This window comes from Nocardia sp. Root136, from assembly GCF_001427185.1.
Lineage (GTDB): Bacteria > Actinomycetota > Actinomycetes > Mycobacteriales > Mycobacteriaceae > Nocardia > Nocardia salmonicida.
Genome location: NZ_LMFE01000002.1, coordinates 1 through 15,262 on the forward strand (window position 1 = coordinate 1; position 15,262 = coordinate 15,262).

Genomic DNA, 15,262 nt, shown 5'->3' on the forward strand with positions numbered 1-15,262 from the left:
CATCGACACACTATTGAGTTCTCAAAGAACACACGCACACACTTCTACCAACAACATGTCGTCGGGGTTTCGGTGAGGCAAGGGTTCAAACTTAGCTCAGACAACCAGTCGGAAGCAAATCCGATCCGAGTTGCACTGAACACGCAATCAGTCAGGCGCTCATCGTACTACCTCGTGTCCCGGCCGCTGGGCGGCTGAGTCGGTGTCCGTGTCGCTCTGACTCGAATAAAGTTACGTGCCGACAAACACGAAGTCAAATCGGGTGGTCAAGGGTGGTTTCCACGCAGCAGGTCGGCAGTGAACCAGCTCGGCGCGGCCGCGGTGAAGCGGTGGCGCTCCCACTGCCCCGCGCCTGCGGGGATTGTGCCGACTATCGGGGTCTCGGTGACTCGCGGAAGGTCGTCCCGGTTGCACTGAGCGGCGAGGTCGGGATCGGTCGGCCAAGAGCCGATGACCAAGCCTGCACAGGGAACACCGGCCGCGGCGAGCGTGCGGGTGGTGAGTTCGCTGTGGTTGAGGGTGCCGAGGCCGGCTGCGGCGACGACCACGACCGGGGCGCCGATTTTCTGGGCGAGGTCGAGCAGGGTGAACTCCCCCATCCGCACCAGCAGTCCACCCGCACCTTCGACCAGCACCACGTCGGCGTCGGCGAGCGAATCGACGGCGGCGACGGTTTCGCTCAGCGTCAGTAGGGGCATGGCCGCGCGGCGTGCGGCGGTGTCGGGGGCGAGCGGGTCCGGGTAGCGGGCGAGCTCGAGGGTTCGGGTCACTCCGGTGAGGCGGGTGACCTCGGCGAGGTCGCCGGGCTCGCCGGGGGCGATGCCGGTCTGGGCGGGCTTGCAGACCGCGACGGTGCGGCCCTCGGCCTGTGCGGCGGCGGCCAGTGCCGCGGTGACGACGGTTTTGCCGACGTCTGTCGAGGTGCCGCTGATCAGCAGGACAGTCATGCCGTCACCGATTCCTTGCCGCGAGCCGACGCGAGAACATCGCCGAGGACCTCGGCGATCGTCTCGAGTTCGGCGGACGTGAGGTCGGCACGAGCGGTGAGGCGCAGTCGCGAGGTGCCCTCGGGAACCGAGGGCGGGCGGAAGCAGCCGACGTCGAGACCGCGGGCGCGGCAGGCCTGCGCGGCCTCGAACGCGACTTGGGCTTCGCCGAGGACCACCGAGACCACTGCGGAATCCGGGTCGGATACTCCGGCGATCCGGGCGATGTCGGCGGCGCGGTCGAGGACGCGGGTGGCCATCGACGGGTCGCGGCGCAGCAGCGCCAGCGCGGCGCGCGCCGCGCCGACCGCGGCGGGAGCGAGACCGGTGTCGAAGATGAAGGTGCGGGCGGCGTCGATGAGGTGGGCGCGGATCCTGGCATCGGCCAGCACCGCCCCGCCCTGGGCGGCGAATGCCTTCGACAAAGTCGCGGTGACCACGAGGTCCGGTTCGCCGGCCAAGCCCAGTTCGTGCACGAGTCCACGGCCGCCCGCGCCGCGCACCCCGAGGCCGTGTGCCTCGTCGACGATCAGGATGGCGCCGTTCGCCCGGGTGACGCGATGGAGATCGGCCAGTGGCGCGAGGTCGCCGTCGGCGCTGAAGACCGAATCGGTGAGGACCAGCGCGCGCTCCTCGGCGCGGTCGGCGAGCAGTCGTTCGACCGCGTCGACATCGCGGTGCGGGGCGATCGCGACTCTGGCGCGGGAGAGCCTGCACGCGTCGACCAGCGAGGCGTGCGAGCCCGCGTCGGAGACCACGAGGGTGCCGCGTCCGGCCAATGCGGTGACCACACCCAGGTTGGCGGCGTAGCCGGTGGCGAAGACCAATCCGGTTTCGGCGCCGACGAATTCGGCCAGCTCGGCTTCGAGGAGCGCGTGCTCGGTGGTGGTTCCGGTGACCAGTCGCGAACCCGTGGCTCCCGCTCCCCACCGGCGCACCGCCGCGATCGCGCCCTCGACGACTTCGGGGTGCCGGTGCAGGCCCAGGTAGTCATTGGAGGCGAGGTCGATCGCGGGCGACTCGGCGGCGCGCTCGCGCAAGTGCCTGCGTAGCCCGGCGTCGACCCGCTCGGCCGCGCGCTCGTCCAACCAGCTCAACGGATCCATACTCACAGTTGAGCAGCATACTTGAACACCGTTCAGGACGGTTGCCCGCGCACTCATCTAAGCGCTGCCGTCACCGCGGTCGGCGTGACGCTCGACCAGTCGGTCCTACGAGCCGCACTGTGTCGGCCCCGGTGCTGATCCGCCGCGAGGTTCATGCGACCGAGGCCTTGACCGCCGCGCGCACAGCCTCGGTGATGGTGGCGATATCGGCGGTGGTGCTGATGAACGGGGGCATCGTGTACACGAGGTTGCGGAACGGGCGCAGCCAGGCGCCCGCGTCGACGGCGGCATCGGTCGCGGCGCGCATCTCGACGGGTTCGTCGAGTTCGACGACGCCGATCGCACCGAGCACGCGGACCTCGGCGACACCGGGCAGCTCGGCGAGCGGCGCGAGGCCGGCCCGAAGTTCGGACTCGATCCTGGCCACCTCGCCTCGCCAGTCTCGCGAGCGCAGCAATTCGATCGAGGCGACCGCGACGGCACAGGCCAGGGGATTGCCCATGAAGGTCGGCCCGTGCATCAACCCGCCGTGCGCCGCACTGATCGTCTCCGCGATCCGCGCGGTACACAGCGCAGCGGCGAGGGTGAGATAACCCCCGGTCAGCGCTTTACCGACGCACATCACGTCCGGCGCGACGCCCGCGTGGTCGGCGGCGAACAGCTCGCCGGTGCGGCCGAATCCGGTGGCGATCTCGTCGAATACGAGCAGGACATCGTTGTCGTCGCAGATCCGACGCAGTTCGGTGAGGTAGCGAGGGTCGTGCCAGCGCATGCCGCCCGCGCCCTGTACGACCGGTTCGACGATCACCGCGGCGAGCTTGTCACGATGGGTCGCCACCGCGTGCTCGAGTTCGGCGACGTAGTCGGGTTCGAAGTCGCGCGGCGGCGCGGGGACGAAGACCTGCTCGGCGAGGACGTCGGTCCAGAGCGCGTGCATTCCGCCATCGGGGTCGCAGACGCTCATCGGCGTGAAGGTGTCGCCGTGGTATCCCCCACGCCAGGTGAGCAGCCGGTTCTTCGCCGGGCGACCGACGCCGCGCCAGTACTGCAGACACATCTTCGTCGCGACCTCGACCGAGACCGAGCCCGAATCACAGAGGAAGACCTTGTCCAGGCCCGCGGGCGTGAGTTCGACCAGCAATTGGGCCAGGCGGGTGGCCGGTTCGTGGGTGAGGCCGCCGAACATCACGTGACTCATCCGCTGCGTTTGCGCGAGTAGCGCCGCGTCCAGAACCGGGTGGCAGTAGCCGTGGACGGCCGCCCACCACGAGCTCATCCCGTCGACGAGTTCGCGGCCGTCGGCGAGGGTGAGTCGGGTGCCCGCCGCGCTCGCCACGACCAGCGGCTCGGTCGTGGCCGGAAATCCCCCGTAGGGATGCCAGACATGCTCGGCATCGAGGGCGGTGATCTGCTCGGGGCTCAGGTCCACAGGTTTCCTCGTCGTCGCCCGGGGCTGCCGAGACGACAGCCTTGAACGCTGTTCAAGTTATCACTTGCCGCCACTCGCGGACCGAGTGTCCGACTGATTCGCGAGCACGGCGGGCAGGCGGGCGAGCGCGTCGCGGACCACGGTGAGTGATTCCGCGCCGAGTTCGGCGGCGATCACCTGTTCGATCCGCTGGATGTGCTGCCCGGCCAGCGCCACGGCCTCCCGCCCGGCCGCGGTGGTGACGACCAGCCGCGCGCGCCCGTCCGCCGGATCGGGTGTGCGCTCTACGTAACCGCACTTCTCCAAGTGCGTGACCAGCTCCCCCATCGACTGCTGGGTCATTCCGGCAGCCTCTGCCAACGCGGTCACCCGAGATCCGCTCGGTGCCAGATACCGGAATACCGCGTAGTGCGCGGGGCGCAGGTCGGTTCCGAGCCCCGCGCGCAGCGAAGGGTTCAACGCGCGCTCGTAGGCATCGGCCGCCTGGACCAGCAGTTTCAACAATGAGGACGGCTCGACCATTGACATAATAGGAAGGTTACCTTTATATCTGGATGATGGCTGACATCGGTTCCGTCCTCACCTTCCGCAACGGGCATCGGGTCACGCTCGTCGACCGCGGCGCCGACGCGCGGGGCGCCTATCTGCGCCTCGAGCACGTGCTGCCGCATATCGGCAGGGAGGCGGGCCCGCACTGGCATCCCGAGATCAGCGAAACCTGGACCATTCGTACCGGTCGGGTGCGGTTCCGAGTCGACGGAGAGGACATCGTCGCGGGTCCGGGCGATACGGTGACCGCACCCCCACGGGCCGTGCACGAGTTCTGGAACGAAGCCAACGACACCGTGATGGACCATGTGATCCGTCCGCCGCTACAGCACTGGGAGATGTTCGAGTTCTGGAGCGGCCTCGACAACGCGAACAAGACGACAGCGAGCAAACTCCCCCGCAATCCACTCGCCCTCGGACTGCTCTGGGAGTACCAGGACGGTTATCTCGCCGGTCCGCCCGCGTTGCTGCAGCGGTTGATCTTCGGCGGGTTGGCCGGGCTCGCGCGGCGCACGGGCTACGCGCGGCGGTTGCTCATATCCGTCTCCGCCTGAGCCGAGGTCAGCGAGCGGCCGGTCACATCGTGCGCGGTGGGGCCAGAGGTTCCATTACTGTCGTAGCATGTCGAGCCCGAACGACCGATCCGATGAGGTGTGGCCGGGTACCGCGTATCCGCTCGGCGCCACCTATGACGGCGGGGGCACGAACTTCTCGGTGTTCTCCGAAGTCGCCACGAAGGTCGAGCTCTGCCTGATCGCCAAAGACGGCTCCGAGACGCGTATCGATCTCGACGAAGTCGACGGTTACGTCTGGCACGCCTATCTCCCCTCCGTCATGCCGGGTCAGCGCTACGGCTTCCGCATCCACGGCCCGTACGAGCCGGAGCTCGGATTGCGCTGCGATCCCAGCAAACTGCTGCTCGACCCGTATGGGAAGGCGTTCGACGGCGAGTTCGTCAACGACCCCTCGCTCTACACCTACGGACTGGATTCGCTGGGCCACACGATGACCGGGGTGGTGATCAACCCGTTCTTCGACTGGGGTCCCGACCGGCCGCCGAACCGGCCCTATCACGAGACGGTGATCTACGAAGCGCACGTCAAGGGCCTGACGATGACGCACCCGGATATCCCGGAGGATCTGCGCGGCACCTATGCGGGCCTGGCGCATCCGGCGATCATCGGGCATCTGAAGTCGTTGGGCGTCACCGCGATCGAGCTCATGCCGGTGCACCAGTTCTTCCACGATCACGTGCTCACCGATCAGGGACTGCGGAACTACTGGGGCTACAACAGCATCGGGTATCTCGCACCGCACAACCAGTATTCGGCCCGGCCGCGCGGCGACGGTGCGGTCGCCGAGTTCAAGGCCATGGTGCGTGCGATGCATGTCGAGGGCATCGAGGTGATTCTCGACGTCGTTTACAACCACACCGGCGAGGGCAACCACAACGGCCCGACACTGAGCCTGCGCGGGATCGACAATGCCGCCTACTACCGGCTCGACGACACCACTCCCGAGCACTACAAGGACTTCACCGGCACCGGCAACAGCCTCAATGTCCGCCATCCGCACACGCTGCAGCTGATCATGGACTCGCTGCGGTACTGGATTCTGGACATGCACGTCGACGGTTTCCGCTTCGACCTCGCCGCGACACTGGCGCGCGAATTGCACGATGTGGATCGGCTTTCCGCGTTCTTCGACCTGGTGCACCAGGATCCGGTGGTGAGTCAGGTCAAGCTCATCGCCGAACCGTGGGATGTCGGCGAGGGCGGCTACCAGGTGGGCAACTTCCCCAGTCTGTGGACCGAGTGGAACGGCAAATACCGCGACACGGTGCGTGATTACTGGCGTGGGGAGCCCGCGACGTTGGGCGAGTTCGCCTCCCGGCTCACCGGGTCGTCGGATCTGTACGAGTCGACGGGCCGTCGGCCGGGCGCCAGCATCAACTTCGTCACCGCGCACGACGGCTTCACGCTGCGAGATCTGGTGTCCTACAACGAGAAACGCAACGATGCCAACGGCGAGAGCAATCGCGACGGCGAAAGCCACAATCGATCGTGGAACTGTGGCGTCGAAGGCGAGACCGACGATCCGCGGATCCTGGCGCTGCGTGCTCGTCAGCAACGCAATCTGCTGGCCACGCTGATCCTGAGTCAGGGCACGCCGATGCTCGCCCACGGTGACGAGATCGGACGCACTCAGCTCGGCAACAACAATGTGTACTGCCAGGATTCGCCGCTGGCGTGGATGGACTGGTCGCTGGCGCAGGCCAATGCCGACCTGCTCGAGTTCACCCGCACGGTGATCGCCCTGCGCACCGAGCATCCGATCTTCCGGCGGCGCCGTTTCCTGGCCGCCGGTCCGAGCGACGACCAGGGACACCGGCGGGAGATCGCCTGGTTCACGCCCGCGGGCAGCGAGATGACCGACGACGACTGGCACAGCGGGTTCGGGAAGTCGCTGGCCGTGCTGCTCGACGGCGACGGCATCGCCGAACCGGGTCCGCGTGGTGAGCGCATCACCGACGACTCGTTCCTGCTGTGCTTCAATGCGCACGACGAAGCGATCGATTTCGTACTGCCCGGCCCGGACTTCGGTGCGCAATGGTCGCTCGCCCTGGATTGTTCGACCCCTACCGGCGCGGCCGACGCAGTGCACGCCGCGGCGGCGACGCTGCCGGTTGCCAGCCGCTGCCTGCTCGTATTGCGCCGAACCGCCTAGCCGCCGAGCGAGATCATGACCGAGACCTATGTGACCGACCCGCTGACCATGCTGCATCGCGCGCCCGTGCGAGCGGGCACGGTGCGCAGCACCTACCGGTTGCAGCTGCGCCCCGACGCGCTCACCTTCGCCGATGCCCGCGCCATCGCCGAATACCTCCAGCAGCTGGGTATCTCGCACCTGTATCTGTCGCCGATCCTGACCGCGGCGCACGGGTCGACGCACGGTTACGACGTCACCGATCCGACCACGGTCTCGGCCGCCCTCGGCGGGCCGACGGGGCTCAAGGTGCTCTCCGACGAAGTGCGCAGTCGCGGCATGGGATTGATCGTCGACATGGTGCCCAACCATGTGGGCGTCGGCGATCCGCGACAGAATCCGTGGTGGTGGGATGTGCTGCGCAACGGGCAGAAGTCGCAGTACGCCAAGTATTTCGACATCGACTGGAGCTCGGGCAACGGCGCGGGCGGGCGGCTGGCGCTGCCGGTGCTGCAGAACGAGAACGACCCGGCCGCGCTGACCGTCGACCGGTCGGGGGCGGAGCCGATGCTGGCGCTGCACGATCTGCGGTTCCCGATCGCGGCGGGCACCGACGGCGACAACGCGCTGCGCATCCACGACCGCCAGCACTACCGGCTGGTGAGCTGGAAGGCGGGAGTGTGTACCTACCGGCGGTTCTTCGCGGTGAGCAGTCTGGCGGCGATCCGGCAGGAAGACCCGGAGGTGTTCGAGGCGACGCATCGGGAGCTGGCAGCGTGGTGCGAACACGATCTGATCGATGGCGTCCGGGTCGACCATCCGGACGGATTGTCGTATCCGAGTGCCTATCTGACCCGGTTGCGCAGGCTGATCGGACCGCAGCGGTTGCTGCTCGTCGAGAAGATCCTGGCCAATCGCGAACCGCTCGACGCCACGCTGCCGATCGACGGAACCACCGGCTATGACGCGCTGGCCGATCTCGGTGGGGTGCTCATCGATCCGGCGGGTGAGACGACGCTGACCGAACTGTCCCAGCACGTCGCGGGACACGGTAGCGACCGGTCGTGGTTCGGCGAGACCGAGCATCGGATCAAGCGGGCCGTCGCCGAGACCATTCTGGCGCCGGAGATCCGGCGGTTGGTGGCCGCGATCAAGCGCGACGGCAACGCGGGCAGTTTCGACACCCTCGCGGTGAGCAACGCGACCATCGAGGTACTGGCCTTCATGCCGGTGTACCGGGTGGACTACGCGCCGCTGGCCGGGATGACGGCCGCGGTCGTGGCGGAGGTGGAGAAACGCAATGCCGAACTGACGGTGCCACTGTCGGTGCTGGTGACCGCGCTGTCGGTGGGTGGCGAAGCGGCGACCAGGTTCTCGCAGGTGTGTGGGGCGATCACCGCCAAGTCGGTCGAGGACACCATGTTCTATCAGGGTGCGCGGCTGGTGTCGTTGCAGGAGGTGGGCGGCAATCCGGCGCGATTCGGCCACACCGTCAACGACTTCCACCTGTCCAACAGTGAACGCGCGCAGCGCTGGCCCGCGACCATGACGACGATCTCGACCCACGACACCAAACGCGGCGAGGATGTGCGCGCCCGGATCGGGGTGCTGTCGCAGGTCGCCGATGTCTGGTCGCAGCGGGTTCGCGGCTGGCTCGAGACGACCCCCGCGCCCGACGGCGCGACGGCACTGTTCCTGTTGCAGAACATGTTCGGGGTGTGGCCTGCCGATGGACGGCCCGCCTCCTCGGTGCCAGGGCTGCGCGATCGGCTGCACATGTTCGCGGAGAAGTCGATTCGCGAGGCCGGGACCAAGACGTCGTGGGAGGAGCCCGACGCGGAGTTCGAATCGGCCGTGCACGGTTGGCTCGACGCGGTGATCGACGGGCCGGTGGGTACCGGCATCGGCGACCTCGCGCACGAGCTCGCACCGCACGCGTGGTCGGACGCGGTGGCGCAGAAGCTCTTGCAGCTGGGCGCGCCGGGGATTCCCGATATCTATCAGGGCACCGAATTGTGGGAGGACTCCCTCGTCGACCCCGACAATCGGCGGCCGGTCAACTTCGCCACCCGCGTGGGAATGCTCCAATCACTCACCGACACACCGACTCTGGATACCACCGGGGCGGCGAAGATGTGGGTGGTGGCCTATGCGCTGTGGTTGCGCAGGGAGCGGCCGGAGTGCTTCGTCGGCGGCATGTACCGGCCGCTGTATGCCATCGGTGAGCACGCGCATCGGTTCATCGCCTATGGGCGGGGGCCGGCGGGCGAGGCGCCGGAGGTGATCGTGGCGGCGACCCGCCATTCGGTGGGGCTCGCCGCGACGGGCTGGCTCGACACCACGTTGCCTCTGCCGCAGGGCAATTGGACCGATCGACTCACCGGGAACACCTTCGCGGGCAGCGCGCGGGTGGACAAACTGTTCGCCCGACTGCCTGTCGCGTTGCTGGTGCGCTGAACGCCGCGCATCACGTACCACTCGGGCACAGGCGAAGGACCGACGCGGTGCGCGTCGGTCCTTCGGGTCCGGCTCAGTTGCTGCGACGTAGGCCGAGGTACTGCAGGGCAGCGAATCCGCCGACGGTCACCGACTGCATCACCGCCCACACCGCGCCCACCGTGGTGAGACCGAGTGCGCCGGTCGACAGCGCGACGAGACTGGCCAAGACCCAGGCGGTGTTGCCGATGGCCACCACCGACGCCGCGGTCCGGTTGACCGGCGACGAGCGGCCGACGAACGCGACGGCCAGGCCGTAGGCGGTGAGGAACGCGCCGATCGCGAGGCCGACGTCGGCATCGAGTCCGAGTAGCCGTTCCAGCGGTTGCGCCAGCGCCAGGTAGGCGATGCCGTTGGCGGTGGTGACGACCGCGTCGAGGCGCAGCGACACCCGCAGCAGGTTCTCGCCGGAGGCGAACAGGGTGGACAGGCGGGACGGGGCGGTGGTGGTCATGGCGAATCTCCTTGGCTGCGAAGGGGTTACGTGGTGGCGGGGACCTGGTCGAGGAAGCCGTAGACGCTGTCGATGCGGCCGTCGGTGAGGACGGCGACGTCGAAGCCGATCACTACAGCGGGGGCGTCGGCGGGGCCGAGACCCCAGGTGAAGCGGACCTGGTCGTGATGGGCGTCGACGGGGCCGGCCAGGGTGAAGGTCCAGTCGGGGAACTGCGACTGCACTCCCGCGATGGCGGCTTCGAGTTCGGCGTGACCGGTGACCGCGACCAACGGATCGACGTAGCGGGCGTCCGGGGTGAACAGCCGGGCGACCGCGGAGCGGCGGGCTGCGGGCTCGCGGGTGTTCCAGGCTTCCAGGTACTGTGCGACGACGGTGTTCATCTCGACCTCCGAAATAGGCTTTGAGCTGGTATTTCGCGGGTTGTTCCTGCGATGACACCAACGTTATGGCGCGAGGGGGGTCGGTCGAATCAGTCGCCTATAGGTACTTTGCCCGTCGCGACTACTGGCGATACCGGTACGGCGATACGGTGGTGCCCATGCTGCACGGACGCGACACCGAACAGGCCATGATCGATGACCTGCTCAGCGGGGCGCGCGCGGGCCGGAGCGGGGCCATGGTGCTGCGCGGCGAGGCCGGGATCGGTAAAACCGCGCTGCTGGATTACGCAGCGGCGCAAGGCATTCCGACCGTGCGCAGTGCGGGCATCGAGTCCGAGGCCGAATTGCCCTTCGCGGCACTACATCTGCTGGTCCGCCCCGGCATGGAGCTGGTGCGGCAACTGCCGTCGCGGCAGCGCGAGGCACTCGAGGCAGCTTTCGGACTGGGCCAGGGTGCCCCCGCCGATCGGATGCTGATCGGGCTGGCGGTGCTGACCCTGCTCGCCGAGGAGGCGGCGCAGGGGCCGCTGCTGTGCGTGATCGACGACGCGCACTGGCTGGACCGGGCCACCGCGGAGGCACTGCTGTTCGCGGCCCGCAGACTCGATGCCGAGGGGGTGGTGATGCTGTTCGCGACTCGCTCGGGACCGCAGGATTTTCCCGCTCCCGGGCTGACGGAACTCGCGCTGGCGGGGTTGCGTCCCGATGCCGCGGCGGCACTGCTCGACGCCGGTACCACCGCGTTGAGTCCGGCCATGCGGTATCGGCTGCTCGCCGAGTCGGGCGGTAATCCGCTCGCGCTGCTGGAACTTCCGGCTGTAGTCGGTGCGAGCATTGTCGACGAGAGCAATCCGCTGCCGCTGACCCAGCGGTTGCAACTGGCCTTCCACGGGCGGGTCACTCGCCTGCCCGCCGCGACCAGAACCGTGCTCCTGATCGCCGCGGCGGCAGGCGCGGCGGACCTCGCCCCGGTTCTGCGTGCCGCGTCCGCGCTCGGCGCGTCACTTCCGGATCTGCAACCCGCGCAGGACGCGGGCATGGTGGCCACCGACGGTCAGGTGCTCACCTGGCGCCATCCACTGTTGCGCTCGGCGGTGTACCAGGGCTCAGCGCTCACCGACCGCCTCGCCGCCCATCGCGCGCTCGCCGACGCACTGGTCGACGACGACGCCGCCGACCTGCGCGCGTGGCACCTCGCTTGCGCGGCAACAGGTCCCGACGAACACACCGCGACCGCACTGGAGCGAACAGCCGATCGTGCCCGACGCCGTCACGGCTTCCACGGCGCGGTGGCCGCTTACGATCGCGCGGCGGCGTTGAGTACCGACGCCGGCGCGCGGGTGCGCAGGCTCGTTCTCGCCGCCGAGACCGCGACCGAAGCCGGCCTCACCGACCGAGCGGAGCGACTGGCCGAGCGAGCCGAGTCGCTTTCCCACAGAACCGAATTCGACGCCGACGGGGTCGGACCTCCCGACCGAGCGAAGACCGACCCGACGACCCGGTCGCGTGCGGCAGCTGCCTCCGGTTCCGACGGGTCCGCGTTCGCACTGCGGCTGGACTTGGTGCGCGCGCAGGCCGAATTCGCCGGTGGCAAAACGGCTTCCGCGCATCGACGGCTGATGTCGGCGGCCGTTAAGGCGCGCGAGACCGATCCCCGTGGCGCTGCCCGGATTCTGACCAAGGCCGTCCACACCGCGTGGTACCTCGGGCCCGATGAGCTCGATGAGGTCGCCGCCGTCCTGACGACGCTGCGGCTGGTGGAGGACGATCCCGCGACGCCGATCGTGCGATACCTGACCGGGTCGGTGACCGGACACCGGGTCGCCGACCTGCGCGACGCGGCGGCTGCCGCCCGGGCGGGCGGCGCGGACAGTCCGGCCGACCTCGTGCAGTTGTGTGGCAGCGGCTTGGTTGTCGGCCAGGACGCACAGGTCGAAGAGCTGGCCGGCGAGTTGGTCAGGGAATGCCGGGAGCAGGGGCGGATCGGTTTGCTGGCGCCACTGCTGTTCTTTCGCTCCGAAGGGTTGTCGTTCGGCGGGCGGCCACGCGAGAGTCGGATCGCGGCCGAGGAAGGGCTGCGGATCGCACAGGACATCGGGCAGGCGCAATGGGTGAGTCAGATCCACGCGTTCCTGGCGTATCTCGCTGCCCTGCAGGGTGATTCGACAGCCTGTCGCGATCATGCCGATCGTGCGGTGGCCGAGGAATTCGGTGGGCCGGGTGCGGTGGGCGCGTCGTGGGCGCACGCGGCCGTGGCACTGCTCGCGCTCGGCGAAGGCAGGCTGGAGCAGGCACAGACAGAGCTCGCGCATATGACGATCGAACCGGCTCGCCACCACGTGATCGGGCTGCGCACGCTCCCGGATCAGATCGAAGTGGCGGTTCGCCTCGGCGCAACGGACCGGGCGACCGAAGCACTGGATCGACTCACCCACTGGGCACAGCGCGCCGGACAGGCGTGGATCGCGGCGCTGGCGGCCCGCGGGCGTGCGCTGCTGGCCGACGGATCCGACGCCGAGCAGCACTTCGTGGCCGCGCTCGCCGTGAACCGGCCGTTCGACGAAGCCCGCACCCGGCTGCTCTACGGCGAGTGGCTGCGCCGCGACAAACGCAAGGTCGACGCGCGGACTCAGCTGGAGCTGGCCATGAACCTGTTCGATCGGCTCGACGCGACGCCGTGGAGCGAGCGAGCCCGCACCGAATTGGGCGCGCTCGGCGTCGGCACAGGCGCCCGTGCGAGCGGCGGTCCGCTGAGCTCGCTCACCCCGCAGGAATCACAGATCGTGCGACTGGCGGCGCAGGGCTTGTCGAACCGGGAGATCGCGGCACGGTTGTTCCTGAGCCACCGCACGGTCGGCCATCACCTGTACAAGGCGTATCCGAAGCTGGGCGTGCTGTCGCGCGGTGAGCTGAGCGCGCTCGACCTGACGGAGTGAATCCGGCGACCGACCTAGGCGGATCGAATCAATTGCGCGAGGCGGTGCGGGTCGCGCCCACGGTCCAGCGGGCGGCGGCGACCGCTGCCGCGGCGAGCACCGCGACCTGCGGCGACCCGACGACCAGCAGCAACAGCGCACCGACCACGAGCGCGGCGACCAGCGCCTCGAGCTTGTAGACCGGCCAAGCGCTACCCGCGATGTCGACGGTCGCGGATGCTGCCGATGAGGTGAGCACTGCCATGAAGACCAGGATAGGCGCACATCGAAGTTCGGGCCACCGAACTTATCCGCATGACTCTGTCAGGAACATCACAAAGCGACGATTCGTTGTGCAAGTTATGCCATTGACAGGAGAGTACGCACCGAGCACTTCGGACTGGGCACGCGAACAGGCCGAGACCTACGAGAATTCCGGCGGTGCCGAGGGCACTTCGCTGCAAGGCAAACCCGTCATCCTGCTCACCACCAAGGGCGCCAAGTCCGGCAAGCTGCGCAAGACACCGCTGATGCGGGTCGAGCACGACGACGAGTACGCCATCGTCGCTTCGCTGGGCGGGGCACCGAAGAATCCCGTCTGGTACCACAACATCAAGGCCGATCCGCACGTCGAACTGCGTGACGGCACCACCACCAAGGACTACACCGCGCGAGAGGTCGTCGGCGACGAGCGAGCGCAGTGGTGGGAGCGCGCGGTCGCCGCGTGGCCCGACTACGAGGAGTACACGAAGAAGACCGATCGCGTGATCCCGGTCTTCGTCCTCACCCCGCGCTGAACCGCAGGTCGGAGCACACCCGCCGTGGTAACCACGGCGGGTGGTTCCGCTGACCGAGCGCGCGAGGAGCCTCGGTAGCATGGTCGGGGTGTCCCACATCGCTGACGTCGCCGAAGTGCCCGTAACCCGTCCGCCGCTCACCGCGGACGAGATCGACGCCGCCGCGAAGCGAATTTCCGGGATCATCGAGCCGACACCGCTGCAGTACAGCGCGCGACTGTCGGCCGGCACCGGCGCGCAGGTGTATCTCAAGCGCGAAGACCTGACCGCGGTCCGCTCCTACAAGCTGCGCGGCGCCTACAACCTGATGGTGCAACTCACCGCCGCCGAGCGTGCGGCCGGTGTGGTGGCCGCCAGCGCGGGCAATCACGCGCAGGGCGTGGCCTTCGCCTGCCGAACGATGGGCGTGCGCGGGCGCATCTACGTGCCGACCACGACCCCCAAGCAGAAGCGTGACCGCATCCGCGTACACGGCGGCGAGTTCGTCGAGCTGATCGCCGTCGGCGAGACCTACGACGCCGCGGCCGCGGCCGCCGCCGACGATGTGGCCCGCACCGGCGCCACCATGGTTCCGCCGTTCGACGACCCGCGCACCGCCGCGGGCCAGGGCACCATCGCCGCGGAATTCCTCGAGCAGCTCGGCTCCGCGCCCGATCTGGTGGTCGTGCCGGTGGGCGGCGGCGGCTGCCTCGCCGGCATCGGCACCTACCTGCGCGAACGAGCACCGCACACCAGCCTGCTCGGCGTGGAACCCGCGGGCGCGGCCTCGCTCACCGCCGCACTGGTCGCCGGTGCTCCGGTGACGCTGCCCGAGATCGACCCGTTCGTCGACGGTGCCGCCGTGCGCCGCATCGGTGAACTGCCCTACCGGGCGGCCGCGTCGTTCGGCGGGCGGATGGTCTCGCACGCCTCGCTGCCCCTGCTCACGACACCCGAAGACCACACCGGCACAGCACCTTTCCGGGTGATGCTGGTCGACGAGGGCGCCATCTGCACCGCGATGCTCGACCTCTACCAGAGCGAAGGCATCATCGCCGAACCCGCGGGCGCGCTGGCCACCGCGGCACTGGCCGAGATCGACATCGAGCCCGGCAGCACGGTCGTGGTGCTGGTCTCGGGCGGTAACAACGATGTCTCGCGCTACGGCGAGATCATCGAACGCTCACTGGTGCACCGCGGTCTCAAGCACTACTTCCTGGTGGACTTCCCGCAGGAGCCCGGCGCGCTGCGCCGCTTCCTCGACGATGTCCTCGGCCCCGACGACGACATCACCATGTTCGAGTACGTCAAGCGCAACAACCGGGATACCGGGGCGGCGCTGGTCGGCATCGAACTCGGCGCCACCGACAACTTGGCCTCGCTGATGCACCGCATCGAGGAGTCCCCGATCCAGGCCGAACGCCTGGAACCGGGTTCCCCCGCCTACCGCTACCTCACGTAG

General features: G+C 68.6%; 13 protein-coding genes. 6 read left to right on the top strand and 7 right to left on the bottom strand.

The window, feature by feature from the left end:
* Window positions 1-266 precede the first annotated feature (266 nt).
* The 4 genes from bioD to ASD42_RS13905 all read right to left on the bottom strand — a co-directional run bounded on the left by bioD (window position 267) and on the right by ASD42_RS13905 (window position 4,049).
* The gene (gene bioD, locus ASD42_RS13890; RefSeq protein WP_056816308.1) at window positions 267-947 is read right to left on the bottom strand and encodes a dethiobiotin synthase; all 681 of its coding nucleotides are present in this window, start codon (window positions 945-947) and stop codon (window positions 267-269) included.
* The gene (locus tag ASD42_RS13895) at window positions 944-2,092 is read right to left on the bottom strand and encodes an 8-amino-7-oxononanoate synthase (RefSeq protein WP_056816311.1); all 1,149 of its coding nucleotides are present in this window, start codon (window positions 2,090-2,092) and stop codon (window positions 944-946) included. Before ASD42_RS13895 ends, bioD begins: the two co-directional genes overlap by 4 nt.
* Before the next feature lie 151 nt (window positions 2,093-2,243).
* On the bottom strand, window positions 2,244-3,521 hold the full coding sequence (locus ASD42_RS13900) for an adenosylmethionine--8-amino-7-oxononanoate transaminase (RefSeq protein ID WP_056816314.1): 1,278 nt from the start codon (window positions 3,519-3,521) through the stop codon (window positions 2,244-2,246).
* Between the two features lie 60 nt (window positions 3,522-3,581).
* A complete protein-coding gene (locus tag ASD42_RS13905; RefSeq protein WP_056816318.1) occupies window positions 3,582-4,049 on the bottom strand; it encodes a MarR family winged helix-turn-helix transcriptional regulator in 468 nt (155 codons plus the stop codon).
* Window positions 4,050-4,078: 29 nt separating this feature from the next.
* Here ASD42_RS13905 and ASD42_RS13910 point away from each other — a divergent pair, with 29 nt between their 5' ends.
* The 3 genes from ASD42_RS13910 to treY all read left to right on the top strand — a co-directional run bounded on the left by ASD42_RS13910 (window position 4,079) and on the right by treY (window position 9,233).
* Window positions 4,079-4,624: a cupin domain-containing protein gene (locus tag ASD42_RS13910; protein ID WP_056816781.1), complete on the top strand. Its 546-nt coding sequence runs from the start codon at window positions 4,079-4,081 to the stop codon at window positions 4,622-4,624.
* Window positions 4,625-4,691: 67 nt separating this feature from the next.
* A complete protein-coding gene (glgX, locus tag ASD42_RS13915) occupies window positions 4,692-6,797 on the top strand; it encodes a glycogen debranching protein GlgX (RefSeq protein ID WP_056816321.1) in 2,106 nt (701 codons plus the stop codon).
* A 48-nt stretch (window positions 6,798-6,845) separates the two neighbouring features.
* Complete coding sequence (gene treY / locus ASD42_RS13920) at window positions 6,846-9,233, top strand: malto-oligosyltrehalose synthase (protein ID WP_056816784.1); 2,388 nt, start codon at window positions 6,846-6,848, stop codon at window positions 9,231-9,233.
* 73 nt (window positions 9,234-9,306) lie between these two features.
* Here treY and ASD42_RS13925 read toward each other — a convergent pair whose 3' ends face one another.
* A complete protein-coding gene (locus ASD42_RS13925; protein WP_056816324.1) occupies window positions 9,307-9,726 on the bottom strand; it encodes a hypothetical protein in 420 nt (139 codons plus the stop codon).
* Between the two features lie 26 nt (window positions 9,727-9,752).
* Window positions 9,753-10,109 carry a nuclear transport factor 2 family protein gene (locus tag ASD42_RS13930; RefSeq protein WP_056816327.1) on the bottom strand — a complete coding sequence of 119 codons (357 nt, stop codon included), beginning with the start codon at window positions 10,107-10,109 and terminating at the stop codon, window positions 9,753-9,755.
* Between the two features lie 158 nt (window positions 10,110-10,267).
* Here ASD42_RS13930 and ASD42_RS13935 point away from each other — a divergent pair, with 158 nt between their 5' ends.
* Window positions 10,268-13,045, top strand: coding sequence for a LuxR family transcriptional regulator (locus ASD42_RS13935; RefSeq protein WP_056816330.1), 2,778 nt, complete (start codon window positions 10,268-10,270; stop codon window positions 13,043-13,045).
* Window positions 13,046-13,073: 28 nt separating this feature from the next.
* Here the strand turns inward: ASD42_RS13935 and ASD42_RS13940 are convergent, their stop codons facing one another.
* Window positions 13,074-13,289, bottom strand: coding sequence for a hypothetical protein (locus ASD42_RS13940; protein ID WP_056816333.1), 216 nt, complete (start codon window positions 13,287-13,289; stop codon window positions 13,074-13,076).
* A 97-nt stretch (window positions 13,290-13,386) separates the two neighbouring features.
* Here ASD42_RS13940 and ASD42_RS13945 point away from each other — a divergent pair, with 97 nt between their 5' ends.
* Window positions 13,387-13,821, top strand: a complete 435-nt coding sequence (locus tag ASD42_RS13945; RefSeq protein ID WP_056816340.1) for a nitroreductase family deazaflavin-dependent oxidoreductase — start codon at window positions 13,387-13,389, stop codon at window positions 13,819-13,821.
* 88 nt (window positions 13,822-13,909) lie between these two features.
* Window positions 13,910-15,262 (top strand): threonine ammonia-lyase IlvA, encoded by a 1,353-nt coding sequence (ilvA, locus tag ASD42_RS13950; RefSeq protein ID WP_056816786.1) that lies wholly within the window; start codon window positions 13,910-13,912, stop codon window positions 15,260-15,262.